Genomic DNA, 23,304 nt, shown 5'->3' with positions numbered 1-23,304 from the left:
ACGCGCTCGGAGGGATTCCCGTGAATCGCCTCCACCCCCGTATCCGTCTTCTCTGGGTCGCCCGAGCGGTCGTGTTCGCGCTCGTCGCCGGCGGCGTAGCGACCGCAGCGACGCTGTTCGCGCCCGTCTCGATACCGACGTTCGTCCCCGTCGCGGTCGGCGTCGTCTTCCTCGTCGTCGGCGTCGCCGTCGCGCTCCTCCGGTATCGGGCGTGGGGCTACGAGGTCCGCGACGACTCGCTGTACCTCCAACGCGGCGTCCTCACCAAGGTCAACACCGTGGTCCCGTTCGTCCGGGTCCAGCACGTCGACTCGGCCCGCGGCCCGCTCGAACGGCTCGTCGGCCTCGCATCGACCGTCGTCTACACCGCCGGCTCCCGCGGGGCCGACGTGGCGATTCCGGGGCTCACTCCGGAGGGCGCAGAGGACCTTCAGGACCGACTGAAGCGCCTCGCAATCGCGTCCGAGGGCGACGACGCGGTATGACCCGGCTGTCGCCGCTCTCGGTTCCCTATCGGGCGGTCCAGCGCAGCGCTAGCATCGCTTTCGCGCTCGCGTTCCTCGCGTTCACCGGCGGGACCACGTTCGGCGGGTTCCTCGGCGGTCTCGGCGCGGTCGCGCTCGTCGGCGTCGTCGTGGTCGCCATCGCCGGCTACGAACTCGCCTACTTCCGCCGGTTCGAGTACGAACTCACGCCGGACACGCTGGACATCCGGTCGGGCGTGTTCTCCCGGCGCAACCGCGAAATCCCCTACCGGCGCATCCAGAACGTCGACATCTCCCGCAACGTCGCCCAGCGGCTGGTCGGTATCGCCGCCGTGGACCTCGAGACCGCGGGCGGCGGCGAGACCGAAGGCAGTCTCCGCTTCGTCAGCTACGAGGAGGCCCGCCGCATCCAGTCGGAGGTCGCCCGCCTGAAACGCGGCGGTACAGACGGCGACGCGTCCGAACCCGAACAGGAACTGCTGTTCGAACTGACGCCCCGCGAGTTGGCCATCGTCGGCGCGCTGTCGTTCGACCTCCGACTGCCCGGACTCGTCTTCGTGTTCGGGTCGACCGTCTTCCCCATCGTCGCGTCGTACGTGGACGTGCCGGTCCCCGCCGGGAGCGCCGCGGCCGCGGGGGTCGGCATCGTCGCGCTCGTCCTCCTCGTCGCGCTCGTCTCGTGGGCCGCCGGCTTCGCCTCCGCGGTGGTGAACTACTACGGCTTCCGGCTGAGCCGCGTCGGTGACGAACTCCAGTACGAACGCGGCCTCCTCCAGCGCTACAACGGGTCGATTCCGCTCGACAAACTCCAGACGCTCACCGTCGAGGACAACCCCCTGAAGCGCCGGTTCGGCTACGCGACGCTCCTCGTCGAGACCGCGGGCTACGCCCCCAGCTCCGACGGGACAAACGGGTCCGGCGGCGGCGGTCGCGGCTCCGAGGCGGCCATCCCGCTCGCGACCCGCGACCGCGTGCTCGGCCTCGTTGCCGACCTCGAAGGCGTCGAGCTGCCGACGTTCGAGGGGCCGCCGACGCGCATCCGCCGGCGCTACGCCGTCCGCTACTCGCTCGTCCTCGGGGTTGCGACGCTCGCGCTCTACGGCGCGGACCGGCTCCTCCCGCAGGAGATCCCGTGGTTCGTCCCGCTGGCGCTCGTCCCGGTGGCCGTCGTCGCCGGCGCGCTCCAGTGGCGGCACCGCGGCTACGCGCTCACCGAGGACCACATCGTCACCCGAAACGGATTCTGGAAGCGCGAGACGCGCTTCGTCCCCTACTACCGGGTGCAGACGGTCATCGAGCGCCGGACGATTTTCCAGCGTCGCTGGCGCGTCTCGACGGTCACGGCCGACACCGCGGGGAGCATCTCTCTCGTCGGTGGCGACGCGACCGCCGTCGACATCGAAGTCACCGACGCGGCGGAGCTTCGAGAGACGCTGAACGACCGCCTCCGCGAGGCGCTTTCGGCGCGCCGCGAGGCCCGACAGCAGTCCCGACAAGCCGCACTCGGCATCCGCGACGCGGAGCCGGACCGCGACGCCGACGCATCGGATTCGGTGGCAGTCACCGACGCCGAGGCCGACGTGAGCCAGACGCCCGAGTTCGTCGAAGAAGCCGAACCCGCGGCCGCCGGGGGCGACGCCGACGCTGAAGATACTGCGGACACTGGAGACACCGACGACGCTGACACCGACGACAACGCAGACACCGAGGACGACGCCGACGAGCCGGCGAGAGCGGACGACCCCTTCATCTGGGGCGAGTCGGTCGAGTCTGAGGGCGAGGACGACGAAGACGCGGACGACCCCGAAGAATCGAGCGACGAGCGGGATGCTATATAGAGTCGGGACGAAACGTAATCCAATGACGCGAACAGTGCTGGAGTCGCTCTTGACCGGGAACGCGCGACACGTCGAGAGCCTCGGCGTCGACCACTTCGAGGGCGTCCGCGAGGCGCAGTCGCCGGCGGTCGTCTCGGTGAGCTGTTCGGACTCCCGCGTCCCCGCCGACGCGGTCTGGAGCGCCGACGAGGCCGGCGAGCTGTTCACGTCGGTCAACGTCGGCAACCAAGTGTGGACCGATGTCGACGGGCGACTCGTCGTCAACGACGCCGTCGGCTACGCCGTCTCGGCGCTCAAGTCGACCGACGTGGTCGTCCTCGGCCACACGGGCTGTGGCGCGGTGACGGCCGCCTACGCGACGGCCACCGGCGAGAGTGTCGGGGACCTGCCCGCGTCGGTCGAAGCCGCCGTCTCGCGGCTCGTCCCGCTCGTCGAGGAGGCCCGCGAACTCGGCGTGTTCGACGCGGACACGCCGGGCGGCGAGGCGGTCAACCGACTCGTCGAGTACGCGGTCGTCCGGCAGGTGGAGTACCTCACCGAGAGCGACGAGGTGCCAGAAGCGACCGACTGCTGGGGCTTCGTCTACGACTTCCAGCGCGTCTACGGCGACGACGACGGCGCGGCCTATCTCGTCGCGGCCAACGGCGAGTCTGACCCCGACGCGCTCGCGGACGTGGTTCCCGAGGGGTTTGAGGGGCGCGTGCAGTCGATTCGGTGAGGCGTAGTTGATGGAGTACGGAATGAGACGGTTGGTCCCGTTCGAGAATATCAGTAAATTCTCGCTCGCCAATCGTATTGGTATTCGTTGAGCCGAGGTTAGCGCGGAATTCCAATGTGGTTGAATAATTGTCATTTTTCCAAACTCTTATCACAAGCAATGAATTTCTAATTGACATGGCAGGGAGCATGATAGACTTTAACAGACAAGGCCTACGGAAGGCAACAAAGTTCGTAGAGGGGGATTATAGTGGAATCAATCCACGTCGATTCTATCGAACGCTAAAGCGTAGCCTCGAAGAGATTCAGGAAGGGAACGATTTCAAATACCAAACAACGGGATCCCAAGAGTCTGACTTAGAGATTAAAAGCGAAGACGTAGGCCAGAATACCGGGGTAGTAAAAGGTCGGTTGCTCGCAGAGTCAGACTGGTATATCGTGGGAGATGGTAATCTCGAATATCGTCCGTACGGGCCCCACGGTGCACTTGCGATCGTCATAGGACTGTTCTTCCTTTTGTTGGGTATCGGCGATGCGGTATGGGGTATCGTCGGAATTCTACTCATCGTTGCGGGTGGCTACGGATACTGGCAAACTGAGAGTGGTGAATTTGCGATTTCGCGGCAGGACGTCATTCGTGTATTGATGACCGGCGAGGTTAGCGAACGGACTGTCGATACCGAACAAGAGTCCAGAACGGATATCTTCGCAAATATGAGTGTGGTCTACGCAGGAGACGCCTTCGTCGCTGTCGAGACGACGGAGATTGATGAATTAAAGTGGACGCTCCGTCGAGAACTGGTGAGCCAAGTCAAACGCTGGCACAACCAAATCGTCGACTCTGAACAGGAGCAGTTGACAGTCGAAGGCGGCTTTACCTGGCATCTGAAAGCGTGGGCCAATCGAGATCTTGAGTCAGATCGTCACGAAATCGACTCGGTCCAGAGTAAATTGCTCACCGGCCCGTTTGAGTATCGGCTCAACTACACAGACCGTCTCGAAAAACAGCTTTCTGACGAGATGCAACAGCAACTGGCAGGTCATGAGGAGGAACTGATGGTCGAGCTCGAAGAACTCGCAGAAGATCTCGATATTTTTGTCGAGCGCGAAGGCCTGGAACATACGAATCGAGTTGAACAGCGTCAAAACACCGATACCCCACAAGTAGAGGGCAGAAAAGACAGCCTGTAACTGACTCGCCACACTATTCAACACGACTCCGACAACATAGCGTCACTACGAACGCCGAAAAGAACTAGCGATTCGACTCGTCTCGATTCCGGGCGACTCGTCCCCCTATCTCAGTCGTCCCGAGCGTCGTCGATGATATTCGAGAACTCGCGGGCCGTTTCAGTGATGACCTCGAAGTCGCCGTTTTCGATTGCCTCGTCGTCCATGAGCGCGCCGCCCGCGCCGACGACGACCGCGCCGGCCTCGATGTAGTCCGCGGCGTTGTCGAGACCGACGCCGCCGGTCGGCATCATCGGAATCTGCGGGAGCGGCCCCTTCATGCTCTTGAGGTGACCGGGACCGAGCGAGGAGGCGGGGAACACCTTCACGAGGTCCGCGCCCGCGGAGTACGCGTCGGTCGCCTCGGTCGGCGTCATGATGCCCGGCGCGACGAGCGTCCCGTAGCGGTTGCAGGTCTCGACGACGCCCTCGTCGAAGTTCGGTCCGACGACGAACTCCGCGCCGGCCTGAATGGCCGCGTTGGCGGTCGGGGCGTCGAGAACGGTCCCGGCGCCGACGATTGCCTCGTTGTCCGAGAAGGACGCCGACACCTCGCGGATGAGGTCCATCGCGTCGGGGTTGTCGGCCGTGATTTCGTAGGCGGTGACGCCGCCCTCGTGGAGCGCGTCGGCCACGTCGATGATGGTGTCCGCGTCCGCGCCGCGCATCACCGCGACGACGCCGCTGTCGGCGAGTCGTTGCATGTCCTCGTGTACGTCGAGTGCGACCATCGTTGTCTCGACGTTTACTACATATAGTATTAAATTGGGGGCCTCGCGGCATCGCTTCGGTCGCACGACGGGGGCTGCGGCGGCAGTCGCATCCTCGTGAGTGAGCCCGAGAGAGAATAATTTTTTGACAGTTCTGTGCGAACTACGACCGTGTCACCGACATCGACGACGCCCACGGACGGCGGTTCAAACGTCGTTCCGCCGGATAAATCGCTGTTCGCCGAAATCGCACCGTTCCGGCTGGCCGTCGGCGTCGTCTTCTGCGCGTTCGCCGTCGCCGCGGTCGCGTTCGGCTGGCTCCCGCCGATGAGCGCCGACGTGGTCGGCATCGCGCTCCTCTGTGTGGTCTTCCTCGCCGGCGGGTTCGTCCCGTTCAACGGAACCCTCGCGTTCTACGTCGCGCAGGCCGCGGCGTTCCTCGTCTGGGGCGCGCTCCGGTTGGCGGTCGACGGCTTCGACGTGATTCCGCTCCTGTTGGGCGCGGCCGGGGCCGTCGGCCTCGCGGTCTACGGTCGGCGGGCGCTCCGCGACGGGCTCAGGGCGCTGGTCTGAGTCGGCCTCGCTTCGCTCTCGCCTCACTCCCTGACGGTCAACACGGGCACGTCCGAGAGCCTGACGACCCGCTCCGTCGTGCTTCCGAGAATCGCGTGTTCGAGCCCGGTTCGCCCGTGGGTCGCCATCACCACGAGGTCCGCGTCGGCCTCGGCGGTCGCGTCCAGAATCTCCCGGTACGGCACGCCGATTCGGATTTCGGTCGCGCAGTCGACGCCCGCGTCTCCGGCGAGCGATGCGATTTCCTCGACGGCCATCTCGGCGGCGTCGCGGAGGCTCGCGCGCACTCGTTCGACCGGCGCGTCGGCGGCGGTCCACAGCCCGAGGTCGTCGACCTCGATGACCGAGAGGGCGCGAATCGACCCGCCGGACGTACCCGCGAGGTCGATGGCGCGGCGGGCCGCCGCGCGGGAGCGGGCGCTTCCGTCGGTGGGGACGAGAACGGTATCGTACATATCAGTTCATTGGCGTCCCGACGATATCGTCTTTTGTGCCGGCGTCGGAACGCTCGGGGCGACGCCGTCGCTCGTCGGGTCGGAAAACGGAGCATGGAGGTCAGCGGAGCCGTGGTGCGGTCGGCGTCGAGCCCTCAGACGCGGGTGCGCGGTTTGGGGGCGACCCGGCGGACGCTCGCGGCGGCCGCGACGAGCAGGCCGCCGAAGAGGACGGACACGAGGAGCTCCGGAGCGACGGTCAGGCCGTCGATGCCGCCGAACGTCGTAAACAGCGCGTAGCCGGCGACCGCCGTGAGGGCGATGCCGATGACGACCGCGAGGCCGATGCCAGCTTTCATCAAGTCGAGGTTGCTCATGGTCGCTTAGACGTAGGCGAGACGACCGAATATAAACGGAGACTGCTTCCCAGCGTCCGGGAAACTGACCGGGGGTCTCCCACGCTATCGCGGGGGTTTTATGTCGAGTCGGCGGCCGGCGCTGACGGTACTGCGGCGACGGCGCGAAAATCAGGTGTCGAAACTGCAAGTCGGGTCGTCGGCTACGCCGCCGACTCAGACCCCTCGCCGTAGAGCCCGTACAGCACGAACAGCAGGGCGAGGAACAGGAACTCGATGACCGCCACGGCGATGAGCGGGAGTTCGACGTTGAAGAACCCTGCGACCGTGCGCAGTTCGATAGCGACGGGGACGCTAATCGCGATGAGGACGAGCGCCCGCGCCTTCGTGAGCTTCACGCGACCACCCCCCAGAGGGTGTTAAAGGCGCTCGTGACCGTCGTCAACACGAGGTCGACGCCGGCCGAGACGGTCGCCGGGACGGGGAGGCCGCCGCCGAACAGCCCGCCGCCGTTCTGGATGATGCCGGCCAGCGGGAGCGTGTACGCGAGCACGACGAGCACCGCCGCGATACCGGTCCACATCGTCAGGTTGTCGAGGATGCGCGGGCTTCCCTCGGGCCCCGAAAGTGGCTCGGGGAGGTAGGAGTCGACCGGGCGGTCGGACTCCTCGCCGAGCGAGGTCAGGAGGATGTTGAACAGGAACAGCACCACCGACAGGAACAGGAGCGTCCCGCCGAGGGCAATCTGCACCCGAAGCTCGAAGATACTCCCGATGGGCGTCAGGAACTCGAAGTTCTGGTACTGCGGTTCGGCGGTGCGCCGCGGGATGCCGGCGAGGCCGGCGCGGTGCATCGCGTTCGACATGAACACCATGCCGACGAACCACATGATGACCTGCAGGAGGCCGATGGGGCGGCTGTAAAGCTTCCTGCCCGTGACCTGCGGGACGAGCCAGTACGACCCGGCCATCATCGTCAGCGCGACGGCCGTGCCGACGGTGAGGTGGAAGTGCCCCGGCACCCACAGCGTGTTGTGGATGAGGTAGTTGATGTTCATCCCGGCGTTAATCATGCCGGAGAAGCCGCCGGCGGCGAACATCGCGCCCGCGAGCGCCATGCCGGTGAAGGCGGGGTCGCGCCACGGGAGCGCGCCGAGCCAGCGGAGGTAGCCCTCACCGCCGCGTTGGCGCGCGCCGTGTTCGACGCTGGCGACGACGGTGAACGCGGTCAGCAGCGACGGGAGGAGCAGGAACATCGTGTTCGTCATGGCGATGAATTTGAAGCCCTCCGCGATGCCGGGGTCGAGGTACTGGTGGTGAATCCCGACCGGCGTCGAAAGCAGGAGGAACAACACGAACACCACGCGTGCGAGCGGGTCGCTGAACAGCCGCCCGCCCGCGAGCTTGGGGAGCACGGTGTACCAAAGCAGGTACGCCGGCATCAGCCAGAAGTAGACGATTGGGTGGCCGAAGTACCAAAAGAGCGTCCGCGTCAGAAGCGGGTTGACGCTCTCGATGAGGCCGAGCGACCACGGGATGAGGAAGAACACCACCGAGACGGCGACGCCGAGGGTGGAGATGTACCACATAATCATGGTCGTGAGGACCATGAACGTCTGCAGCGGGATGCGCTCGTCGGGGTGCTCCTGCCGCCACGCGCGGTAGGAGAGGAACCAGTCCGCGCCGGCGAGCCACGTCCCGACGATGAACATCGCGAGGCCGATGTAGAATATCGGATGGGCTTGGAGCGGCGCGTAGAACGTGAACAGCACGTCCGCGCTCATGCCGAGGTTCGGGACGAGGCCGCCGAGGATGGCGACGGTGGCCAGAACCGTGCCCGTCGTCATCAGGCCGACCCACGCCCACGAGAACAGCGCGCTCTCGGCGGGCCGGTCGAGGCTTCTGGCAACCGCCCAGTGGAACACCCCACAGAGGAAGAAGATGGTGAAGACGATGGCGAGCAGCACGCCGTGGCCCGTCAACACCGTGTAGTAGTCCGCCGAGTCGATGACGCGGAGGACGTTCGTGCGGTGAAGCGCCTGAATGAGACCGAAGAAGGCCCCGATGCCGAGCGAGACGAACGCGATGAGGAAACTCGCCTTGATGATTGCCGCCTCGTCGGGGAACTTATCGACGAACTCGCTGCCGCCGCCGGACGCGGTCGCCATCAGTTCTCAGCCTCCCCTTGCGCCTGCTGCTGTTCGTACCAACTGTCGAATTCTCCTTGTTCCATAACCACAATCTTCCCTTCCATCACGTGGTGGCCGGAGCCACAGTACTCGTTGCACAGCATCCCGTACTCGCCGGCCTCTTCGAACTGGACGGTGAACTCCGAGACCTGCCCGGGAATCGCCATCGTGTTCGCGTTCGTGCCGACGACCTCGAAGCCGTGGATGACGTCGGCGGCGGTCACGTGGAAGGTGACCGTGCTGCCGGCGGGGACGCGAAGCGGCTCGGTCGTCCCGGGTTCGAAGACGAACTGGCGGGCGACCACGTACACATCGTAGCTGTTCTCACCGGTCCGCTCGATGCCGGGGTCACCGAACTTCGGGTGCTGGTCGAGCGTCGCCGGGTCGACCGTGCCGCCCTCGTCGTCTATCATCTCGATACCCGCGCCGGCGGCCCCGTAGGTAATCGTCCCGATGAACCCGACGATGAGGACGAGCGCCAGCGCCAACCAGAGCTTCTCGTAGGCGTGAATCTCCATCTATCCCACCACCGTGAGACCACGTCCGAGGAACTCGACGAAGTACATGAACACCCACATGCCGATGAGAATCGCCATGTAGATGAGCACGAGCACGAGCGTCCCGACCGGGTCGAAATCGTCGTGTTCGAGTTCGCGAACGATACCGTCGTCGGCCGTCCCGACGATAGAATCCACCGGGGGGTCAGCCTGCCCGGAATCTCCTTGGGAATCCGCGTTTGCTGGCACGCCGCCATCGGTGGACGCGCGCGCGGCAGAGGACGCGGCTCCCTCTGCTGTCGAATCAACGGCCATACCCGGTCATGAGGAATAACGGGACTTTAACGCAACACCCCATTCCAACGCGGTGGGAATAGGCGAAATCAGAAACACCGTGGTCGCGAATGGACCGATATGGAACTCACGCCACGGCGCGCCGGAACCGTCGCACTGCTCGCGCTCCTCCCCGCGGTTATCTTCGGCGTGACGCAAAACCCCCTCGCAGGGGTCGTCACGGCCGTCAACGTGCTTCTCATCTCGACAACCATCTACCTCCTCATGAGTCCGACCGAGGGCGGACACGGACACGACGGCGACGCCGACCCCGAGACCGACGCCGAACACGCCGCCTGAGATGGACGGCGGCATCTCGCTCGGACTGCCGGCCGCGACGCCCGAGGCCGTCGCGTTCCTCCTCGTCGGCCTCTTCGGCGGGGCGCACTGCCTCGGGATGTGCGGCCCGCTCGTCAGCGTGTACGCCGACCGTCTCGCCGACCGCGAAGGCGTCGACAGTCGGTCGCTCACGCTCCGACAGGTCCGCCAACACGCCCTGTTCAACGTCGGGCGAGCGCTGAGCTACGCCGCCATCGGAGCCGTCTTCGCCCTCGTCGGGGGCCTGTTTTTCGACGCGTTCGACTCTGTGGCCGCCGTCGGGAGCGGCGTCCGCGCGACGACCGGCCTGCTCGTCGGGGCAGCCATCATCCTCACCGGCGTCGGCTACCTTGTCGGCCAGTCGGCCGCCATCGACCGATTCACGCCGACCGCGGTCACGCGCCTGTTCGGTCGCGTCAGCGGCTGGGCGACCGCCCGCGTCGACAGACTCGTCGGCGGCCCGCGAATCCTCGGGCTCGGGGCGATTCACGGCCTGCTCCCGTGTCCCATCATCTACCCGGCGTACCTGTACGCCTTCTCGACGGGCGACCCGCTCCGGGCCGCCGCCTTACTCGGCCTGCTCGGCCTCGGGACGATTCCGACGCTGTTCCTCTACGGGACGCTCCTCGGTCGCGTCTCGGCGCGCCGGCGGGCGACGCTCCACCGGGCGCTCGGGGCGGCGTTCCTCGTCCTCGGCTACATCCCGCTGTCCCACGGGCTGATGCTTCTGGGCGTGTCGGTCCCGCACCTTCACGTGCCCTTCTACCAACCGTTGTGACGATGTCGACCACGACGCGGTCCCGCGGGTCGGCCGGCGGCGGAAGCGACGGCGACGACAGCGAGGGCTGTGACCTCTGCGGCCTGCCGACGCCGACGCCGCCCGTCACCGGCGACGAGGTGGACGGCGAGTTCTGCTGTCGCGGCTGTCTCGAAATCACCCGCGCGCTCGGCGACGCCGCGAGCGCCGACCCCGAGACGGTCGAACGCGAACTCGCGGGCGAGACAGACGAAGTGCCCGACGACGCCGAGCGGACCTACATGGCCGTCGACGGGATGCACTGCGCCACCTGCGAGGCGTTCGTCTCGGGAACCGCGCGGACCTGCGAGGGCGTCTACGCCGCCGAGGCGAGTTACGCCAACGACATGGTCCGCGTCACCTACGACCCCGAAACCGCCGACTTGGACGGGCTGTCGGGGACGCTCGCGCGCTACGGCTACGGCACGCGCGACCCCGAGGAGCGCGAGGCGGCCGAGCGGTCGGACAATCAGGTCGCTCGGTTCGTCATCGGCGGCGGCGTCTTCGGCATGATGGTGATGCTGTGGTACGTCCTGTTTCTGTACCCGACCTACGTCGGCTTCCAGCCGGTGGTCGAACTCGGCGTGTTCGACGGGGTCTACATCCTCGGCAACATCTGGGTGATGACCTCCATCGTCCTGTTCTACACCGGCTTTCCCATCCTCCGGGGGGCGCTCGTCAGCCTCCGCGCCGGCCAGCCGAACATGGACCTGCTCGTCTCGCTGGCGGCGACGAGCGCCTACGTCTACTCGACGGCGGCCGTCCTCGCCGGCGAGACGCACGTCTACTTCGACGTGACCGTCGCCATCATCCTCGTCGTCACGCTCGGCAACTACTACGAGGACCGCATCAAGCGGAAGGCCGCCGGGATGCTCTCGGACCTCGCGGCCTCGCGCGTCTCGGAAGCGCGCCGGCGAGTCGAAGGCGACGCCGACGGCTCCGGCGACACCGCCGTCGAGATGGTCGCGCTCGACGCGCTCGAATCGGGCGACCTCGTCGAGGTTCGACCGGGCGAACGCGTCCCGGTCGACGGGACGGTCCGCGAGGGGACCGCAGCAGTCGACGAGGCGCTCGTCACCGGCGAGTCGATGCCGCGGACGAAGCGCCCCGGCGACGACGTGCTCGGCGGCACCGTCGTCACCGACCGCCCGCTCGTCGTCGCGGTCGGCGAGGACGCGACGAGCACCCTCGACCGACTGGTCGAACTGCTCTGGGACATCCAGAGCGCCCGCACGGGCGTCCAGCGCCTCGCCGACAAACTGGCGACCATCTTCGTCCCGACGGTGCTCGTCCTCGCCGCCGTCGCCTTCGGCTGGACCCTCCTCGGCGGCGGCACGCCGACCGACGCGCTCCTCGTCGGCCTCACGGTCCTCATCGTCTCGTGCCCGTGCGCCCTCGGCCTCGCCACGCCGTTGGCGGTCGCCTCGGGCATCAAGGAGGCCGCGGGCCGGGGTATCGTCGTCGCCTCCGAAGCCGTCTTCGAAGCCGTCCCCGACGTTGACGTGGTCGTCTTCGACAAGACCGGGACGCTCACCGACGGCGACATGGCGGTCCTCCGGGTCGTCGGTGACGGCGAGAACAGTGGGGGCGACGGCGAGAACGCCGCGCTCGCCGCGGCCGCCGCGCTCGAACGGTTCTCGGCGCACCCGCTCGCGACCGCCGTCGTGGAGGCGGCCGAAGACCGAATCGAGGCGGCGGGGGCGAACGCGTCGATTCCCGACGTTGCGGCCGACGACGTGACCGTCCACGACCGCGGCGTCTCCGGAGAGGTCGACAGAGGACGCGGGCGCGTCGTCGTCGGTCATCCCTCGCTCCTCCGCGACGAGGGCGTAACGCTCGCTCCGGCCCACGAGGACGCCATCGAGGCCGCCCGCGACGAGGGCGCGGTGCCCGTCGTCGTCGGGTGGGACGGGCGCTCTCGGGCGGTGCTCGTCGTCGGCGACGAACCGCGCGAGGCGTGGGACGACGTGGTCGCGGCTGTCGCTGACGACGGCCGCCGCGAGGTCGTAGTCCTCACGGGCGACTCCGAGCGCGCCGCGCGCCGGTTCCGCGACCACCCGGACGTGGCAGACGTGTTCGCGGGCGTGCCGCCGGAGGCGAAAGCCGAGACGGTCGAACGCCTCCGCGCCCGGGGGACCGTGGCGATGGTCGGTGACGGGAGCAACGACGCGCCCGCGCTCGCCGCCGCCGACATCGGCATCGCGCTCGGCACGGGGACGGACATCGCGGGCGACGCCGCCGACGCGGTGCTCGTCGGCCGCGACATCGACGCGATACCCGAGGTGTTCTCGCTTTCGACCGGGGTGAACCGCCGCATCCGCGGCAACCTCGCGTGGGCGTTCGGCTACAACGCGGTCGCCATCCCGTTGGCCGCCTTCGGCGTGCTCAACCCGCTTTTCGCCGCCGTCGCCATGGGCACGTCGAGCCTGCTCGTCGTCGCCAACTCGGCGCGGTCGCTCGACTGAGTCGCCTTCCCGAGACGGTCACCGAAAGCGGACCAGTCAAGTCGCTCCGTCTCGTCGGGAACGATAATGACAGACGACCCCTTCTCGCTCGCCGTTCCGGAGGGGTGGACCGTCGAGACCGACGTGGACACCGACGAGGCGAGCGCTAAGACCGTCTACGAGTCGCCCGACTCGGACCGGCGCGTCACCATCACCGAGTTCGCGCGCGGGCTGACGCTCTACTGGTGGGTCGACATCTTCGCCTTCGCTGACGGGGAGTGGCACCGCCGCGAGGTCGGCCTCGGTGACTCCTACCGCGACGTGGACGCCGTGAGCGACGCCGCACAGGACGCCCTCGACCGGCTCGCGTCGTCGGGCGAGCGAATCGAATCGGTAGCCGACGACTGATTTATCACGGCCTCGCCGTCGGGCCGTCGCAGTCCGGCACGCACCACCGTTTCATGTGTCACGGCCGCGAACGTCACGTATGCGAGATATCAGATTCGTCTACACCGTCGGCACCGACCCCGAAACGGTCGCCGAACGCCTGTCGAACGCCTCGTCGGGCGTGCTGTCGCTGGCCGACGGCGGCCGCTCGTATGCGATTCCCGCGCACGTCTCCTACGACGCCGACGGCGGTCGACTCCTGTTCCGACTGACCGACGACGGCGAAAGCGAGAAGTTCGCGTTCATCGAGGAGACGGAGGAGGCGACGTTCGTCTGCTACGAGGACGCCGGCAAAGACTCGTGGAGCATCATGGCCCGCGGGTCGATTCGCGTCCTCCCGGACGACGAGCGCCCCGACGCGGCGACGATAAACGACCTGTTCGGCGGCGTCCGCGTGTTCGACGAGGAGGTCGACGACCTCGAATTCCACCTCGTCGAACTCGAACTCGACGAGCTGACGGGCCGCGAAACCGCCAGATAGTCGCTTCGCGGGTGTCGTCTCGTGGCGTCGTGGCGGGTCAGTAGAACCCGACGACCGGCTCATCGGCCGCGAGCGAGGTCGCAACCACGCGGTCGACGCGGGGGTGCTCACCGAGCCAGCCGGCGATTTCCGCGGCCGTCTCGGCCAGTCGCTCGTCGTCGACCATGTTGAGGACCGGGACGACCCGCGCCGTCTCGGGCACGCCTTTCATCCCGCCGCGGTCGTTCGACAGCACGGCGGCCACGTCCCACTCGGATATCGCGTCGCCGACGGCCGTCCCCGACACGTCGGAGACGAGTTCGGGTCGGTGAACGCGCTCGTCGGAAAGCGGTTCGCCGACGACCCGGACGCTGGCGACCGGACAGACGAGGTCGGCCGTGTCGGGGAGTTGCGGTTCGTCCTCGCCGGGGGCTTTCAGCCAGCGCGAGCGCGCGCCGTCGGCCTTGACGAGCACCACGTCGTCGGTGGCGCGCGCGATTCGGTCGACCGTCGCCGGGTCGTAGCCGCGGTAGCGGTCGGAGCGCTCGCGCTCCGGCACGACGCCGAGCGGGCGGGGTTGCGTCTCCGCGACGGCGGTCTCCGGGTCGTCGGTGACGACCACCTCGGCCACCTCGTCGTCGAAGATTGGGATGCGGACGGTGCTCGTGACCACGCCGTCGAGGTCGCGGGCGAGTCGGTAGAGAAGCGATTTCTTGCCGCCCGCGCCGACGGCGCAGACGAGGTCGTCCGGGCCGATACCGAGGGCGTCGGCGAGCGTCGGAGGCGAGGCACTCGGCGCGGGCGACGCCGACGGGTCAGTCATCGGCCGCCACCTCCGGTTCGACCGTCACGCGGACGGCGCTGTGTTTGTACTCGGGTATCTTCGCCACCGGGTCGAGCGCATCGCCGGTCAGCCGGTTCACGAGCGGGTCGGCGTAGTGGAACGTGGCGAAGACGGTCCCGCGGCGGACGGCGGGCGTCACCTCGGCCGCGACCGCGACCTCGCCGCGGTCGTTTTCGACGCGGACGGTCGCACCGTCGTCGATGCCGCGGGCGGCGGCGTCGTCGGGGTGAATCTGCAAGCTGTCCTCGCCGCGCATCCGCATCAGCACGCCCGAACGTCGGGTGAGCGCGCCGCTGTTGAACTGTTGGAGGACGCGCCCCGTCACGAGGACGAGTTCGTCGTCGGCGACGGGGTCCGCCGGGTCGACGTGTTCGACCACCCGGAACGGGGCGGTCTTCGACCCCGATTCGAACGCGTCGGCGTGGAGGATTGCGGTCCCCTCAGTCGCACCCTCGGGGAACGGCCAGCGCTGGCTCCCCGCGCCGATGCCGTCGTACGACATCCCGGCGTAGATGGGCGTCACCCGCCGGAGTTCGTCGAAGACGCCCTCGGGGGTCGCCGGCGCGTCGAGGCCGGCCACGCGGGCGGCGAACTCCCGGAGGATGTCGAGGTCGGCGCGGGCGTTCCCCGGCGGCGCGACGTTCCGGTTCATCCGGATGACCTGTCGGTCGGTGTTCGTCACCGTCCCCGACTTCTCGGCCCAGACGCTCCCCGGAAGCACCACGTCCGCGAATTCGACCGTCTCGGTCGGGAACACGTCGTGGACGACGCAGAAGTCGAGGGATTCGAACGCCTCGCGGACGCGGTTCGCGTTCGGCTCGGTCACGGCGGGGTTCTCACCGAAGACGTAGGCCGCCCGCACCTCGTCGCCGAAGCGGTGGGTCGCTTCGACCTCCGTGAGCCCCGGCAGGGCGGGTGGTTCGAACCCCCACACGTCGGCAACGGCGGCGCGGGCGTCGTCGTCGGTGACGGGGCGATACCCCGGCAGGACGTTCGGGAGCGCGCCCACGTCGCCCGCGCCCTGCACGTTGTTCTGCCCGCGGAGGGGGTTGACGCCGGTGCCCGCCTTCCCGACGTTGCCGGTCAAAAGCGGGAGGTTGATGAGCGCCTGCACGTTGTCGGTTCCGCAGTGGTGTTGGCTCATCCCCATCCCGGTGAAGACGGCCGCGCGGTCGGCCTCGCCGTAGGCGCTCGCGGCGGCTCTGAGGTCGGTGGGGTCGACGCCGGCGCGCTCGGCCTCAGCGTCGATATCGAGCCCCGAGAGAGACTCGCGGAGCGTCTCGAACCCCGTGGTGCGCTCGGCGACGAACGCCTCGTCGACCAGTCCCTCCTCGACGACGACGGCGGCCATCGCGTTGAGAAGCGGGATGTCGAACCCCGGCTTCACCGGGAGGTGGATGTCCGCCGCCTTCGTCGTCTGGTTCTCGCGGGGGTCGACGTGAATCATCGTCGTCCCCGACTTGAGCGCCGGCAGCAGGTACGAACGGAAGATGACCGGGTGCTGTTCGGCGGGGTTCGCGCCGGTCACGAGGAACACGTCGGCCTCGCCGAGGTCAGAAAGCGAGTTCGTCATCGCCCCCGCGCCGAAGCGGTCGCCCATCGCCGCCACCGTCGAGGCGTGACAGAGCCGCGCGCAGTTGTCGACGTTGTTCGTCCCGAGCGCCCGCGCCGTCTTCTGGAGCAGGTAGTTCTCCTCGTTCGTGCAGTTCGACGACGAGAAGAAGAACGTCGAGTCGGGGCCGTGGTCCGCGACGACGCGGGAGAACTCGCGTTCGATGCGGTCGAACGCCTCGTCCCACGTCGCCTCGACGAGCCGGCCGTTCACTCGCACCAGCGGGGTGGTCAGGCGCTCGTCGTGGTCGACCACGTCCCACGCCGCGGCCCCCTTGGGACAGAGTTCGCCCCGCGTGTTGACCGGGCCGTTCCACCCGACGGCGCTCCCGCGGTCGGCGTCGTAACGGATGCCGCAGCCGACGCCGCAGTACGGACAGACGCTCTCGCTCGATGCCGCCACCCGCTCAGGCACGCTGACACACCACACACATAGTCGAACGTGCGACCCGAACGGTATTCATCGTACCGCCGACTGCGGCGGGGTGAAAATCGCCGGTGGACATACGTCGGTTCGTGTCGTTCGGTCGAACTGTGCACGAGCAGGCAACCGCGCATCGGGAGGCCGAGGAAGCGAGCGGACGCGAGGACGTGCCGTGGCACGCGCTCGAAGGCGAGGCGGCGCTGGAGCGACTCGGGGCGAGCCGAGACGGCCTCGACGACGACGACGCGGCCCGCCGACTCGACGAGGAGGGGCCGAACGAACTCGCGGACGAGGAGGGCGTCTCGCCGCTTTCGCTCCTCGTCTCGCAGTTCACCGGGCCGCTCATCCTCCTGCTTTTCGTCGCCGCCGGTCTCTCGCTGGCCGTCGGCCTCCTGCCCGGCCGCGACCCGGGCTACACCGACGCGGCGCTCATCCTGCTCATCCTCTTCGGAAACGGCCTGTTCGGCTTCGTGCAGGACTACCGCGCCGAACAGGCGCTCGCGGCGCTCCGGGAGATGGCGACGCCGGACGCGACGGTCCGTCGTGGGGGGTCGATTCGGGCGGTCCCCGCGACCGAGGTCGTGCCGGGCGACGTGGTCGTCCTCGAAGCGGGCGACGCCGTTCCCGCCGACGCCCGCATCCTCACCGCGGCCGACTGCCGCGCCGACGAGTCGACGCTGACCGGCGAGAGCGTCCCGGTGGACAAGGCGGTCGACCCGGTCGAATCCGACGCGGCGCTGGCCGACCGGAGAAGCGTCCTCCACGCCGGAACCACCGTGGTCAGGGGTCGCGCCGAGGCCGTCGTCGTCGCCACCGCGATGGACACCGAACTCGGGGGCATCGCAGACCAACTCGGGCAGGCCCGCCAGCGCGAGACGCCGTTCGAAATCGAGGTCGACCGCCTCGGCCGCCGCATCGGCGTCGGCATCGTCGCGCTCATCCTGCTCATCGCGGCGGTCCAGCTGTTCCTCACCGCGACCGACCCGGTGGTCGTCCTCCTCGTCGCCGTCACGCTCGCCGTCGCGGCCGTCCCCGAGGGCCTCCCGGCGGTCGTCACGCTCACCCTCGCGCTCGGGTCGCGGACGCTCATGGAGCGCAACGCGCTCGTCCGCAACCTCGCGGTCGTCGAGAGCCTCGGCGCGGTCGACTACATCGTCACCGACAAGACGGGGACGCTGACCGAAAACCGCATGACCGTCACCCGCGCGTGGCTCCCCGACGACCGGACGGTCGAACTGGACGGTGGTTCGGATTCGACTGCCGCCGCGTCGGGAGACGGCGACGCGAGCCCCGACGCAGGGGCCGTGTCGGACCCGGACCCGGCGCTCGCGGCGCTGCTGTCCTGCGGTGCCCGCTGCAACGACACCAAGGAACTCGACGGCGGCGACCACCGCGGGGACCCCACCGAAGTCGCGCTCGTGACCGCCGCCGCCGACGCGGGCCTCGACGGCTCGCGCGACCCCGACGACAGGCTCCGCGAAGTCCCCTTCACTTCCGAGCGAAAGCGCATGTCGGTCGTCGTGGACGACTTCGACGCCCCCGGCGACGGCCCCGTCGCGCTCGTGAAGGGCGCGCCCGAGGAAATCGTCGCGCGGTGCGACCGCGTCCTCGTCGACGGGGAAATCGAGGCGTTCACCGACGAGCGCCGCGAGCGCGTCGAGGCGACCGTGGCCGCCTTCGCCGACGACGCGCTCCGCGTGCTCGGGTTCGCCTACGCGCCCGCGCTCGACCCCGACGCCGACGACGAGACGCTCGAATCGGGGCTCGTCCTCCTCGGACTCCAGGGCATGACCGACCCGGCGCGCGAGGGCGTCGCCGAGGCGGTCACCGACTGCCGCGACGCCGGCGTGCAGGTGACGATGGCGACCGGCGACACACCGCGGACCGCCCGCGCCATCGCCCGCGAGGTCGGCATCGACGCCGACTCGGTCGTCACCGGGACCGAGGTGGCCGCCATGGACGACGAGGAACTCGGGCGAGTCGTCGAGGAGACGAACGTGTTCGCCCGCGTCGCGCCCGAGCACAAGGTCCGCATCCTCCGGGCGCTTCAGGACGCGGGCTACACGGTGGCGATGACCGGCGACGGCGTCAACGACGCGCCGGCGCTCGGCAACGCCGACGTGGGCATCGCCATGGGCGACCGTGGGACGCAGGTCGCACAGGGCGCGTCGGACGTGGTGCTCCGCGACGACAACTTCGTCACCATCCGCGACGCCATCGCGGAGGGCCGCGGCATCTTCGACAACATCCGCAAGTTCGTCAACTACCTGCTGTCGGCCAACGCCGGCGAGGTGTTCGTCGTCTTCCTCGGGACGCTCCTCGGCGCGGCGCTGTTCCCCGAGGTGTTCGCGTCCGAGTCGGCGCTCGTCATCACGCCCGTCGCGCTCCTGTGGCTCAACCTCGTCACCGACGGCTTCCCCGCGCTCGCGCTCGGCGCGGACCCCAAGTCGGACGACGTGATGCACAGGCCGCCGCGCCCCCGCGACGAGGGCGTCCTCGACCGCCGGACCGTCGCCTCGATTCTCGGCATCGGCGTCGCGCTCACCGCGACCGGACTGGGCGTGTTCTTCTACGCGCTCTCTCGCTCCGGCGACCTCGTCGTCGCTCAGACGGTGCTGTTTACGTTCCTCGTCACCGCCGAGTTGGTCCGCACGCAGTCGGTTCGGCTCCGCTATCGGCTGTCACCGCTTTCGAACCCGTGGCTCCTCGGCGCGGTCGGCCTGTCGCTCGCGCTCCACCTCGTCCTCCTCTACACGCCGGTCGCGGACCTGTTCGGCGTCGTCCCGCTCGGCCTCACGGAGTGGGGCTGGGTCGCGGGCGCGTTCGTCCCGTTCCTCGTCGCGAACCTGTGTCTGGTGTGGCTCAACGACCGGCTGTTCGCTCCGTGAGCGACCCGAGCGCGCCCATGAGTCGGTCGCGGTAGAGATAGCCGAGGACCGACGCGGCGAGCAACGCGCCGACGAACACCGCGGTGAGTTCGGCGTTGCCGTCGGCGGCGGCCGCGCCCGCGAGGTTCACGAGCAGGAAGCCGGGGAGCCGGCCCACCGCCGCGACGACGACGACCCTGCGAACCGGGATGTCGGTGAGGCCGGCGGCGAAGCAGATGGCGTCGTCGGGGAGGCCGGGGACGAGAAACACGAGAAAGAGGACGGCCAACCCGTGGGTCTCCATCGCGTCGTCGAAGACGGAAAGCGCGTCGGCGGTGACGACGCGCTCGACGTACGGCCGGCCGAGAAATCGCGCGAGCGAGACGGCGAGCGCCGTGCCGAGGACGATGCCGACCATGCTGTAAACCGTCCCCCAGAGCGCGCCGAACAGGTAGCCGCTGGCGAAGCCGAGCGCCTGTCCGGGGATGGGCGCGACGAGCACCTGCGCGATTTGCACGCCGACGAACGCGAGCGGGGCGAGCGTCCCGAATTCGAGGAGCCACGCCCGCAGCGCCGTCGGATTGGCGAGAAACGGAAAGCGGTCGACGAGCGTCGTGCCGACGAGGGCGAGGAGGGCGACGACGACGACGGCGAGCGCGAGCGTCCGCCATCGGTCGCGCCGCGATTCGAAGAGGTCGGGGACTGATACCACGGATACCCACTCGCACGCCGCGGTGAAAAGCCCGGCGCGACCCCTCCCGGCGACTCCGCGAGCGCCCCACCGACCGCGGGAGCGCTTTTGTCCCGAGACGTTGTAGTAATAATCGTGATGAATACGATTCTCGTCGCCGTCGACGGCTCCCCGCTGTCGAAGCGCGCGTTCGAACAGGCCCTCTCGCACGCCGACTCGACGGTCGTCGCGCTGCACGTCATCGACCCGACGGACCCGGGTTACAGCGCGCCGTCGGACGCGGACATCAGCACGGAACCGCTCCACGGCTCCGAGGAGTGGTACGAGCGGGCGCAGGAACTCGCGGACGGAATCTTCGAGGAACTCGCGGCGGTTGCCGACGGGAGCGAGGTGGAACTCAGGACCGAGACGCTCCGCGGCGACCCCGCGCGGACCATCGTCGACTTCGCTCGTCGGGAGGGCGTCGACGCCGTCTACCTCGGCGGCCACGGCCGCGCCGGCGAGACGGACCTGCTTTTCGGCAGCGTCGCCGAGTTGGTCGCCGGCCGCGCGCCGATGAGCGTGATGGTCGTCCGCTGACGGGCGCACTCGCGCTCGTTCGCGGTCGCCTCGCGGCCGGCTGTCGGCCCGAGCGACGCGCCTCACGTCACGTCACGTCACGTCACTCGTCGTCGTCAGCCGGCGGCACGCACAGGACGGGCACGTCCGAGAGCCTGACGACCCGCTCCGCGACGCTCCCGAGCAGGTAGCGCTCCAGCCCGCTCGTCCCGTGGGTCCCCATCACCACGAGGTCGATGTCGCGCTCGTCGCCGTAGTCGATGATGGTCTCGTGGGGCAGGCCGACCCGAATCTCCGTCTCGACGGGCACGTCGCGGTCGGCCGCGCGGTCGGCAACGACACCGACCGCCGTCTCCCCGCGCGTCTGCGAATCGTCGTCGTCGACGGGCGCGTCCGCGTGGCCGGTCCGAACGTCGACGACGTAGAGAACGTGCAGGGCGGCCCCGTAGGTCGCCGCGAGGTCGACCGCGTACTCCGCCGCGCGGACCGCGTGGTCGCTGCCGTCGGTGGGGACGAGAATGTGGTCGAACATATCCGCACAGACGCGCGCCGAGCGAATAAAACCGAACCCGTCCGGAACCGGGGTGGCCGAGCCGAACCTTCCGCGTCGCATCCCGAACCGACCACACCCGTCGCTCTCGCTCGCGTTCCCGATTCCCGGCCACCGGGAAGGATGAGTCCGCCTTATGCCCGAATCGCGCGTACCCTTCACCGGGTGGTGAGGAGCATGCAGACTGACGGTGAACGGAGGGTGGAACTGTGGATTCGTCCGATTCGGGACGGCCTTGGGGAGGAACACCAAGCGCTCGTCGTCCGACTCGAACGGCTCGCGGACGAGGGGGTCGTCGACGACGTGTGCGTCCGAACGTGGGGACGAGAGGTCGATGTGGAGTCCGACACCGCGCCGACGAAGCGCGACGCGGTCGTCCGCGAGCGACTCGCCGAGTGTCGCCACTGGGCGCGAAGGGAAGGGGTCGCGCTCCCGACGCTCGACGAGCGGGCGACGGTCGGGTCGGGGCGGATGGGGCCCGAACACGACGCGGTCGTCCTCCCGCCGACGCTGGGAATCGTCTTCCGGAGCGACGAAATCGAGGTCGTCTACCCGCACGAGCGAGACGAGGGGCTCCGAACGCTCTCCGACTGGGTCGAGACCGCGAGGTCGTCCCTCGGCGTCGACCGCGACCGCGCCGAGGTGTGACCGGGGAACAGCCGTCGGTTCCCCGTCGGATTTTCTGGACAATCGCCCCTGAGCGAGTCGAGCGAGAGCGGCGAAGCGTCACGCTTACTCGGGACCGTGTAGTGGTCGAGGTATGAACGTCCCCTGCGTCCGCGTGCCCCGCGAGTCGGGCGAGGCGGCGCGCCGACGCCTCGCCGACGCCGGGTTGCTCGACCACGACCACGAGATTACCGTCGACGAGGGGACGCTCTACATCCCCGTCGTCGACGCCGACGCCGTCCCCGACGACTTGGCGGTCGTCGACTTCGAACCCCCGACCCGCGAAACGCAGACCACGCCCGCCGACCTGCTCGGCTTCGAACCCTCCTACGAGCGCCTCGGCGATATCGTCATCCTCGACGAGGACGACCCCGACCGCGCCCGCGAGATTGCCGACGCTATCGTCGCCTCCGACCTCAAGGCCGAGACGGTCGTCAACCGCGCCTCGAAGGTCAAAGGCGAACTCCGCGTCCGCGACTGGGACGTGCTCGTCGGCGACTCGACCGAGACGGTCCACCGCGAGTACGGCCACGAGTTCCGCCTCGACATCGACACCGTCTACTTCTCGCCCCGACTGGCCACCGAGCGCCACCGCGTCGTCGAGGCGATTCAGGAGGGCGAACACGTCTTCGATATGTTCGCCGGCGTCGGCCCGTTCGCCGTCCCGGCCGCCGCCGCGGGCGCGGAGGTCGTCGCCTGCGACCTCAACGAGGCGGCCGTCGCGTTCCTCCGGGAGAACGCCGCGCGGAACGACGTGGCCGACCGACTCACCGCGATTCACGGCGACGTGCGCGAAGTCGCCGCCGACTACGAGGGCTGGGCCGACCGGCTCATCATGAACCTCCCGCACAGCGCCAGTGGCTTCCTCGACACCGCCGTCCGCCTCGCGAGCGACGACTGCGTGATTCACCTCTACGACATCCAACACGAGGACGACCCGTTCGGCCCGGGACTCGCCGCCGTTCGCGCCGCCGCCGAACCGACCTACGAGGTCGACGTCGTGAACGAGCACGTCGTCCGGTCGTACGCCCCCCACGAGTACAACGTCTGTCTCGACGTTCGCCTGACGAAGCGGGCGTGAGCGGGCTGGTGCCGACCGACAGACGCCGGGGTGATTCGCAAGTCTTAATTACGTAACCGGGGTACGGAAGAATGCGTTCGAAAGCCCACCGCGCCGGTGTAGCTCAGCTGGCAGAGCGATTCCTTCGTAAGGAATAGGCCGAGGGTTCAAATCCCTCCACCGGCTCTTTCTGTCGAACGAAGTGAA

The 23,304-nt window shown here is 68.5% G+C and carries 25 protein-coding genes and 1 tRNA gene; 15 read left to right on the top strand and 11 right to left on the bottom strand.

The window, feature by feature from the left end; translation table 11 throughout:
- Positions 1–20: 20 nt before the first annotated feature.
- From DEQ67_RS04840 to DEQ67_RS04825, 4 genes are all read left to right on the top strand, one after another.
- On the top strand, positions 21–485 hold the full coding sequence (locus DEQ67_RS04840) for a PH domain-containing protein (RefSeq protein WP_049896144.1): 465 nt from the start codon (positions 21–23) through the stop codon (positions 483–485).
- A complete protein-coding gene (locus DEQ67_RS04835) occupies positions 482–2,323 on the top strand; it encodes a PH domain-containing protein (protein ID WP_115891324.1) in 1,842 nt (613 codons plus the stop codon). Before DEQ67_RS04840 ends, DEQ67_RS04835 begins: the two co-directional genes overlap by 4 nt.
- Before the next feature lie 22 nt (positions 2,324–2,345).
- The gene (locus DEQ67_RS04830) at positions 2,346–3,041 is read left to right on the top strand and encodes a carbonic anhydrase (protein WP_004043993.1); all 696 of its coding nucleotides are present in this window, start codon (positions 2,346–2,348) and stop codon (positions 3,039–3,041) included.
- A gap of 176 nt (positions 3,042–3,217) precedes the next feature.
- Positions 3,218–4,231, top strand: a complete 1,014-nt coding sequence (locus tag DEQ67_RS04825; RefSeq protein ID WP_115860199.1) for a hypothetical protein — start codon at positions 3,218–3,220, stop codon at positions 4,229–4,231.
- A 110-nt stretch (positions 4,232–4,341) separates the two neighbouring features.
- On the opposite strand, the gene DEQ67_RS04820 is transcribed toward DEQ67_RS04825, so the two are convergent.
- Positions 4,342–5,001: a bifunctional 4-hydroxy-2-oxoglutarate aldolase/2-dehydro-3-deoxy-phosphogluconate aldolase gene (locus DEQ67_RS04820; protein ID WP_115860201.1), complete on the bottom strand. Its 660-nt coding sequence runs from the start codon at positions 4,999–5,001 to the stop codon at positions 4,342–4,344.
- 150 nt (positions 5,002–5,151) lie between these two features.
- On the opposite strand from DEQ67_RS04820, the gene DEQ67_RS04815 reads away from it, so the two are divergent.
- Positions 5,152–5,553, top strand: coding sequence for a hypothetical protein (locus tag DEQ67_RS04815; RefSeq protein WP_004064187.1), 402 nt, complete (start codon positions 5,152–5,154; stop codon positions 5,551–5,553).
- Positions 5,554–5,576: 23 nt separating this feature from the next.
- Here DEQ67_RS04815 and DEQ67_RS04810 read toward each other — a convergent pair whose 3' ends face one another.
- The 6 genes from DEQ67_RS04810 to DEQ67_RS04785 form a co-directional block, all read right to left on the bottom strand.
- Positions 5,577–6,008 carry a universal stress protein gene (locus tag DEQ67_RS04810; RefSeq protein WP_115802342.1) on the bottom strand — a complete coding sequence of 144 codons (432 nt, stop codon included), beginning with the start codon at positions 6,006–6,008 and terminating at the stop codon, positions 5,577–5,579.
- A gap of 134 nt (positions 6,009–6,142) precedes the next feature.
- Positions 6,143–6,364, bottom strand: coding sequence for a hypothetical protein (locus tag DEQ67_RS04805; protein WP_004064191.1), 222 nt, complete (start codon positions 6,362–6,364; stop codon positions 6,143–6,145).
- A gap of 182 nt (positions 6,365–6,546) precedes the next feature.
- On the bottom strand, positions 6,547–6,741 hold the full coding sequence (locus DEQ67_RS04800; RefSeq protein WP_004064193.1) for a hypothetical protein: 195 nt from the start codon (positions 6,739–6,741) through the stop codon (positions 6,547–6,549).
- The gene (locus tag DEQ67_RS04795; RefSeq protein WP_115802341.1) at positions 6,738–8,510 is read right to left on the bottom strand and encodes a b(o/a)3-type cytochrome-c oxidase subunit 1; all 1,773 of its coding nucleotides are present in this window, start codon (positions 8,508–8,510) and stop codon (positions 6,738–6,740) included. The genes DEQ67_RS04800 and DEQ67_RS04795 overlap by 4 nt, the downstream gene beginning before the upstream one ends.
- Complete coding sequence (locus DEQ67_RS04790; RefSeq protein ID WP_004064197.1) at positions 8,510–9,049, bottom strand: cytochrome c oxidase subunit II; 540 nt, start codon at positions 9,047–9,049, stop codon at positions 8,510–8,512. The genes DEQ67_RS04795 and DEQ67_RS04790 overlap by 1 nt, the downstream gene beginning before the upstream one ends.
- Positions 9,050–9,277, bottom strand: a complete 228-nt coding sequence (locus DEQ67_RS04785; protein WP_058565934.1) for a hypothetical protein — start codon at positions 9,275–9,277, stop codon at positions 9,050–9,052.
- A 165-nt stretch (positions 9,278–9,442) separates the two neighbouring features.
- Here DEQ67_RS04785 and DEQ67_RS04780 point away from each other — a divergent pair, with 165 nt between their 5' ends.
- The 5 genes from DEQ67_RS04780 (at position 9,443) to DEQ67_RS04760 (ending at position 13,847) form a co-directional block, all read left to right on the top strand.
- On the top strand, positions 9,443–9,661 hold the full coding sequence (locus tag DEQ67_RS04780; RefSeq protein ID WP_004064201.1) for a hypothetical protein: 219 nt from the start codon (positions 9,443–9,445) through the stop codon (positions 9,659–9,661).
- A 1-nt stretch (position 9,662) separates the two neighbouring features.
- A complete protein-coding gene (locus DEQ67_RS04775; protein WP_004064203.1) occupies positions 9,663–10,457 on the top strand; it encodes a sulfite exporter TauE/SafE family protein in 795 nt (264 codons plus the stop codon).
- A gap of 2 nt (positions 10,458–10,459) precedes the next feature.
- Complete coding sequence (locus tag DEQ67_RS04770; protein ID WP_115860203.1) at positions 10,460–12,940, top strand: heavy metal translocating P-type ATPase; 2,481 nt, start codon at positions 10,460–10,462, stop codon at positions 12,938–12,940.
- A gap of 66 nt (positions 12,941–13,006) precedes the next feature.
- The gene (locus DEQ67_RS04765) at positions 13,007–13,327 is read left to right on the top strand and encodes a hypothetical protein (RefSeq protein ID WP_004044006.1); all 321 of its coding nucleotides are present in this window, start codon (positions 13,007–13,009) and stop codon (positions 13,325–13,327) included.
- Positions 13,328–13,406: 79 nt separating this feature from the next.
- Positions 13,407–13,847 (top strand): pyridoxamine 5'-phosphate oxidase family protein, encoded by a 441-nt coding sequence (locus DEQ67_RS04760; RefSeq protein WP_004044008.1) that lies wholly within the window; start codon positions 13,407–13,409, stop codon positions 13,845–13,847.
- A 37-nt stretch (positions 13,848–13,884) separates the two neighbouring features.
- Here DEQ67_RS04760 and yqeC read toward each other — a convergent pair whose 3' ends face one another.
- On the bottom strand, positions 13,885–14,649 hold the full coding sequence (gene yqeC, locus DEQ67_RS04755; RefSeq protein ID WP_115860205.1) for a selenium cofactor biosynthesis protein YqeC: 765 nt from the start codon (positions 14,647–14,649) through the stop codon (positions 13,885–13,887).
- Positions 14,642–16,684 (bottom strand): formate dehydrogenase subunit alpha, encoded by a 2,043-nt coding sequence (gene fdhF, locus DEQ67_RS04750; protein ID WP_115891325.1) that lies wholly within the window; start codon positions 16,682–16,684, stop codon positions 14,642–14,644. The genes yqeC and fdhF overlap by 8 nt, the downstream gene beginning before the upstream one ends.
- Positions 16,685–16,779: 95 nt before the next feature.
- Between fdhF and DEQ67_RS04745 the strand changes: the two genes are divergently transcribed.
- On the top strand, positions 16,780–19,593 hold the full coding sequence (locus DEQ67_RS04745) for a cation-translocating P-type ATPase (RefSeq protein ID WP_115860209.1): 2,814 nt from the start codon (positions 16,780–16,782) through the stop codon (positions 19,591–19,593).
- On the opposite strand, the gene DEQ67_RS04740 is transcribed toward DEQ67_RS04745, so the two are convergent.
- Entirely contained in the window at positions 19,568–20,284 is a 717-nt protein-coding gene (locus DEQ67_RS04740; RefSeq protein WP_006600525.1) for a TVP38/TMEM64 family protein, read from the bottom strand. The genes DEQ67_RS04745 and DEQ67_RS04740 overlap by 26 nt on opposite strands.
- A gap of 117 nt (positions 20,285–20,401) precedes the next feature.
- Between DEQ67_RS04740 and DEQ67_RS04735 the strand changes: the two genes are divergently transcribed.
- Complete coding sequence (locus DEQ67_RS04735) at positions 20,402–20,842, top strand: universal stress protein (protein ID WP_006600526.1); 441 nt, start codon at positions 20,402–20,404, stop codon at positions 20,840–20,842.
- An 82-nt stretch (positions 20,843–20,924) separates the two neighbouring features.
- Here DEQ67_RS04735 and DEQ67_RS04730 read toward each other — a convergent pair whose 3' ends face one another.
- Positions 20,925–21,353 (bottom strand): universal stress protein, encoded by a 429-nt coding sequence (locus tag DEQ67_RS04730; protein WP_049897042.1) that lies wholly within the window; start codon positions 21,351–21,353, stop codon positions 20,925–20,927.
- 195 nt (positions 21,354–21,548) lie between these two features.
- Between DEQ67_RS04730 and DEQ67_RS04725 the strand changes: the two genes are divergently transcribed.
- From DEQ67_RS04725 to DEQ67_RS04715, 3 genes are all read left to right on the top strand, one after another.
- Positions 21,549–22,019, top strand: coding sequence for an HTH domain-containing protein (locus tag DEQ67_RS04725; RefSeq protein WP_049896119.1), 471 nt, complete (start codon positions 21,549–21,551; stop codon positions 22,017–22,019).
- 112 nt (positions 22,020–22,131) lie between these two features.
- Positions 22,132–23,118, top strand: a complete 987-nt coding sequence (locus DEQ67_RS04720) for a class I SAM-dependent methyltransferase (RefSeq protein WP_008605845.1) — start codon at positions 22,132–22,134, stop codon at positions 23,116–23,118.
- Positions 23,119–23,210: 92 nt separating this feature from the next.
- Positions 23,211–23,283 (top strand) — tRNA-Thr (locus DEQ67_RS04715).
- Positions 23,284–23,304: the final 21 nt, after the last annotated feature.

The organism is Haloferax sp. Atlit-48N (assembly GCF_003383015.2).
Classification (GTDB): Archaea; Halobacteriota; Halobacteria; order Halobacteriales; family Haloferacaceae; genus Haloferax; species Haloferax volcanii.
The sequence above is the reverse complement of the archived record's forward strand: the minus strand, read 5'-3'. Positions and strand labels throughout refer to the sequence as shown.

What these genes read in the sequence shown, in the direction of transcription:
- DEQ67_RS04835 (WP_115891324.1), top strand. Translation starts at nt 482, where the DNA reads ATGACCCGGCTGTCGCCGCTCTCGGTTCCCTATCGGGCGGTCCAGCGC.
- DEQ67_RS04830 (WP_004043993.1), top strand. Translation starts at nt 2,346, where the DNA reads ATGACGCGAACAGTGCTGGAGTCGCTCTTGACCGGGAACGCGCGACAC.
- DEQ67_RS04825 (WP_115860199.1), top strand. Translation starts at nt 3,218, where the DNA reads ATGGCAGGGAGCATGATAGACTTTAACAGACAAGGCCTACGGAAGGCA.
- DEQ67_RS04820 (WP_115860201.1), bottom strand. Translation starts at nt 5,001, where the DNA reads ATGGTCGCACTCGACGTACACGAGGACATGCAACGACTCGCCGACAGC.
- DEQ67_RS04810 (WP_115802342.1), bottom strand. Translation starts at nt 6,008, where the DNA reads ATGTACGATACCGTTCTCGTCCCCACCGACGGAAGCGCCCGCTCCCGC.
- DEQ67_RS04805 (WP_004064191.1), bottom strand. Translation starts at nt 6,364, where the DNA reads ATGAGCAACCTCGACTTGATGAAAGCTGGCATCGGCCTCGCGGTCGTC.
- DEQ67_RS04795 (WP_115802341.1), bottom strand. Translation starts at nt 8,510, where the DNA reads ATGGCGACCGCGTCCGGCGGCGGCAGCGAGTTCGTCGATAAGTTCCCC.
- DEQ67_RS04790 (WP_004064197.1), bottom strand. Translation starts at nt 9,049, where the DNA reads ATGGAGATTCACGCCTACGAGAAGCTCTGGTTGGCGCTGGCGCTCGTC.
- DEQ67_RS04780 (WP_004064201.1), top strand. Translation starts at nt 9,443, where the DNA reads ATGGAACTCACGCCACGGCGCGCCGGAACCGTCGCACTGCTCGCGCTC.
- DEQ67_RS04775 (WP_004064203.1), top strand. Translation starts at nt 9,663, where the DNA reads ATGGACGGCGGCATCTCGCTCGGACTGCCGGCCGCGACGCCCGAGGCC.
- DEQ67_RS04770 (WP_115860203.1), top strand. Translation starts at nt 10,460, where the DNA reads ATGTCGACCACGACGCGGTCCCGCGGGTCGGCCGGCGGCGGAAGCGAC.
- DEQ67_RS04765 (WP_004044006.1), top strand. Translation starts at nt 13,007, where the DNA reads ATGACAGACGACCCCTTCTCGCTCGCCGTTCCGGAGGGGTGGACCGTC.
- DEQ67_RS04760 (WP_004044008.1), top strand. Translation starts at nt 13,407, where the DNA reads ATGCGAGATATCAGATTCGTCTACACCGTCGGCACCGACCCCGAAACG.
- yqeC (WP_115860205.1), bottom strand. Translation starts at nt 14,649, where the DNA reads ATGACTGACCCGTCGGCGTCGCCCGCGCCGAGTGCCTCGCCTCCGACG.
- DEQ67_RS04735 (WP_006600526.1), top strand. Translation starts at nt 20,402, where the DNA reads ATGAATACGATTCTCGTCGCCGTCGACGGCTCCCCGCTGTCGAAGCGC.
- DEQ67_RS04730 (WP_049897042.1), bottom strand. Translation starts at nt 21,353, where the DNA reads ATGTTCGACCACATTCTCGTCCCCACCGACGGCAGCGACCACGCGGTC.
- DEQ67_RS04725 (WP_049896119.1), top strand. Translation starts at nt 21,549, where the DNA reads ATGCAGACTGACGGTGAACGGAGGGTGGAACTGTGGATTCGTCCGATT.
- DEQ67_RS04720 (WP_008605845.1), top strand. Translation starts at nt 22,132, where the DNA reads ATGAACGTCCCCTGCGTCCGCGTGCCCCGCGAGTCGGGCGAGGCGGCG.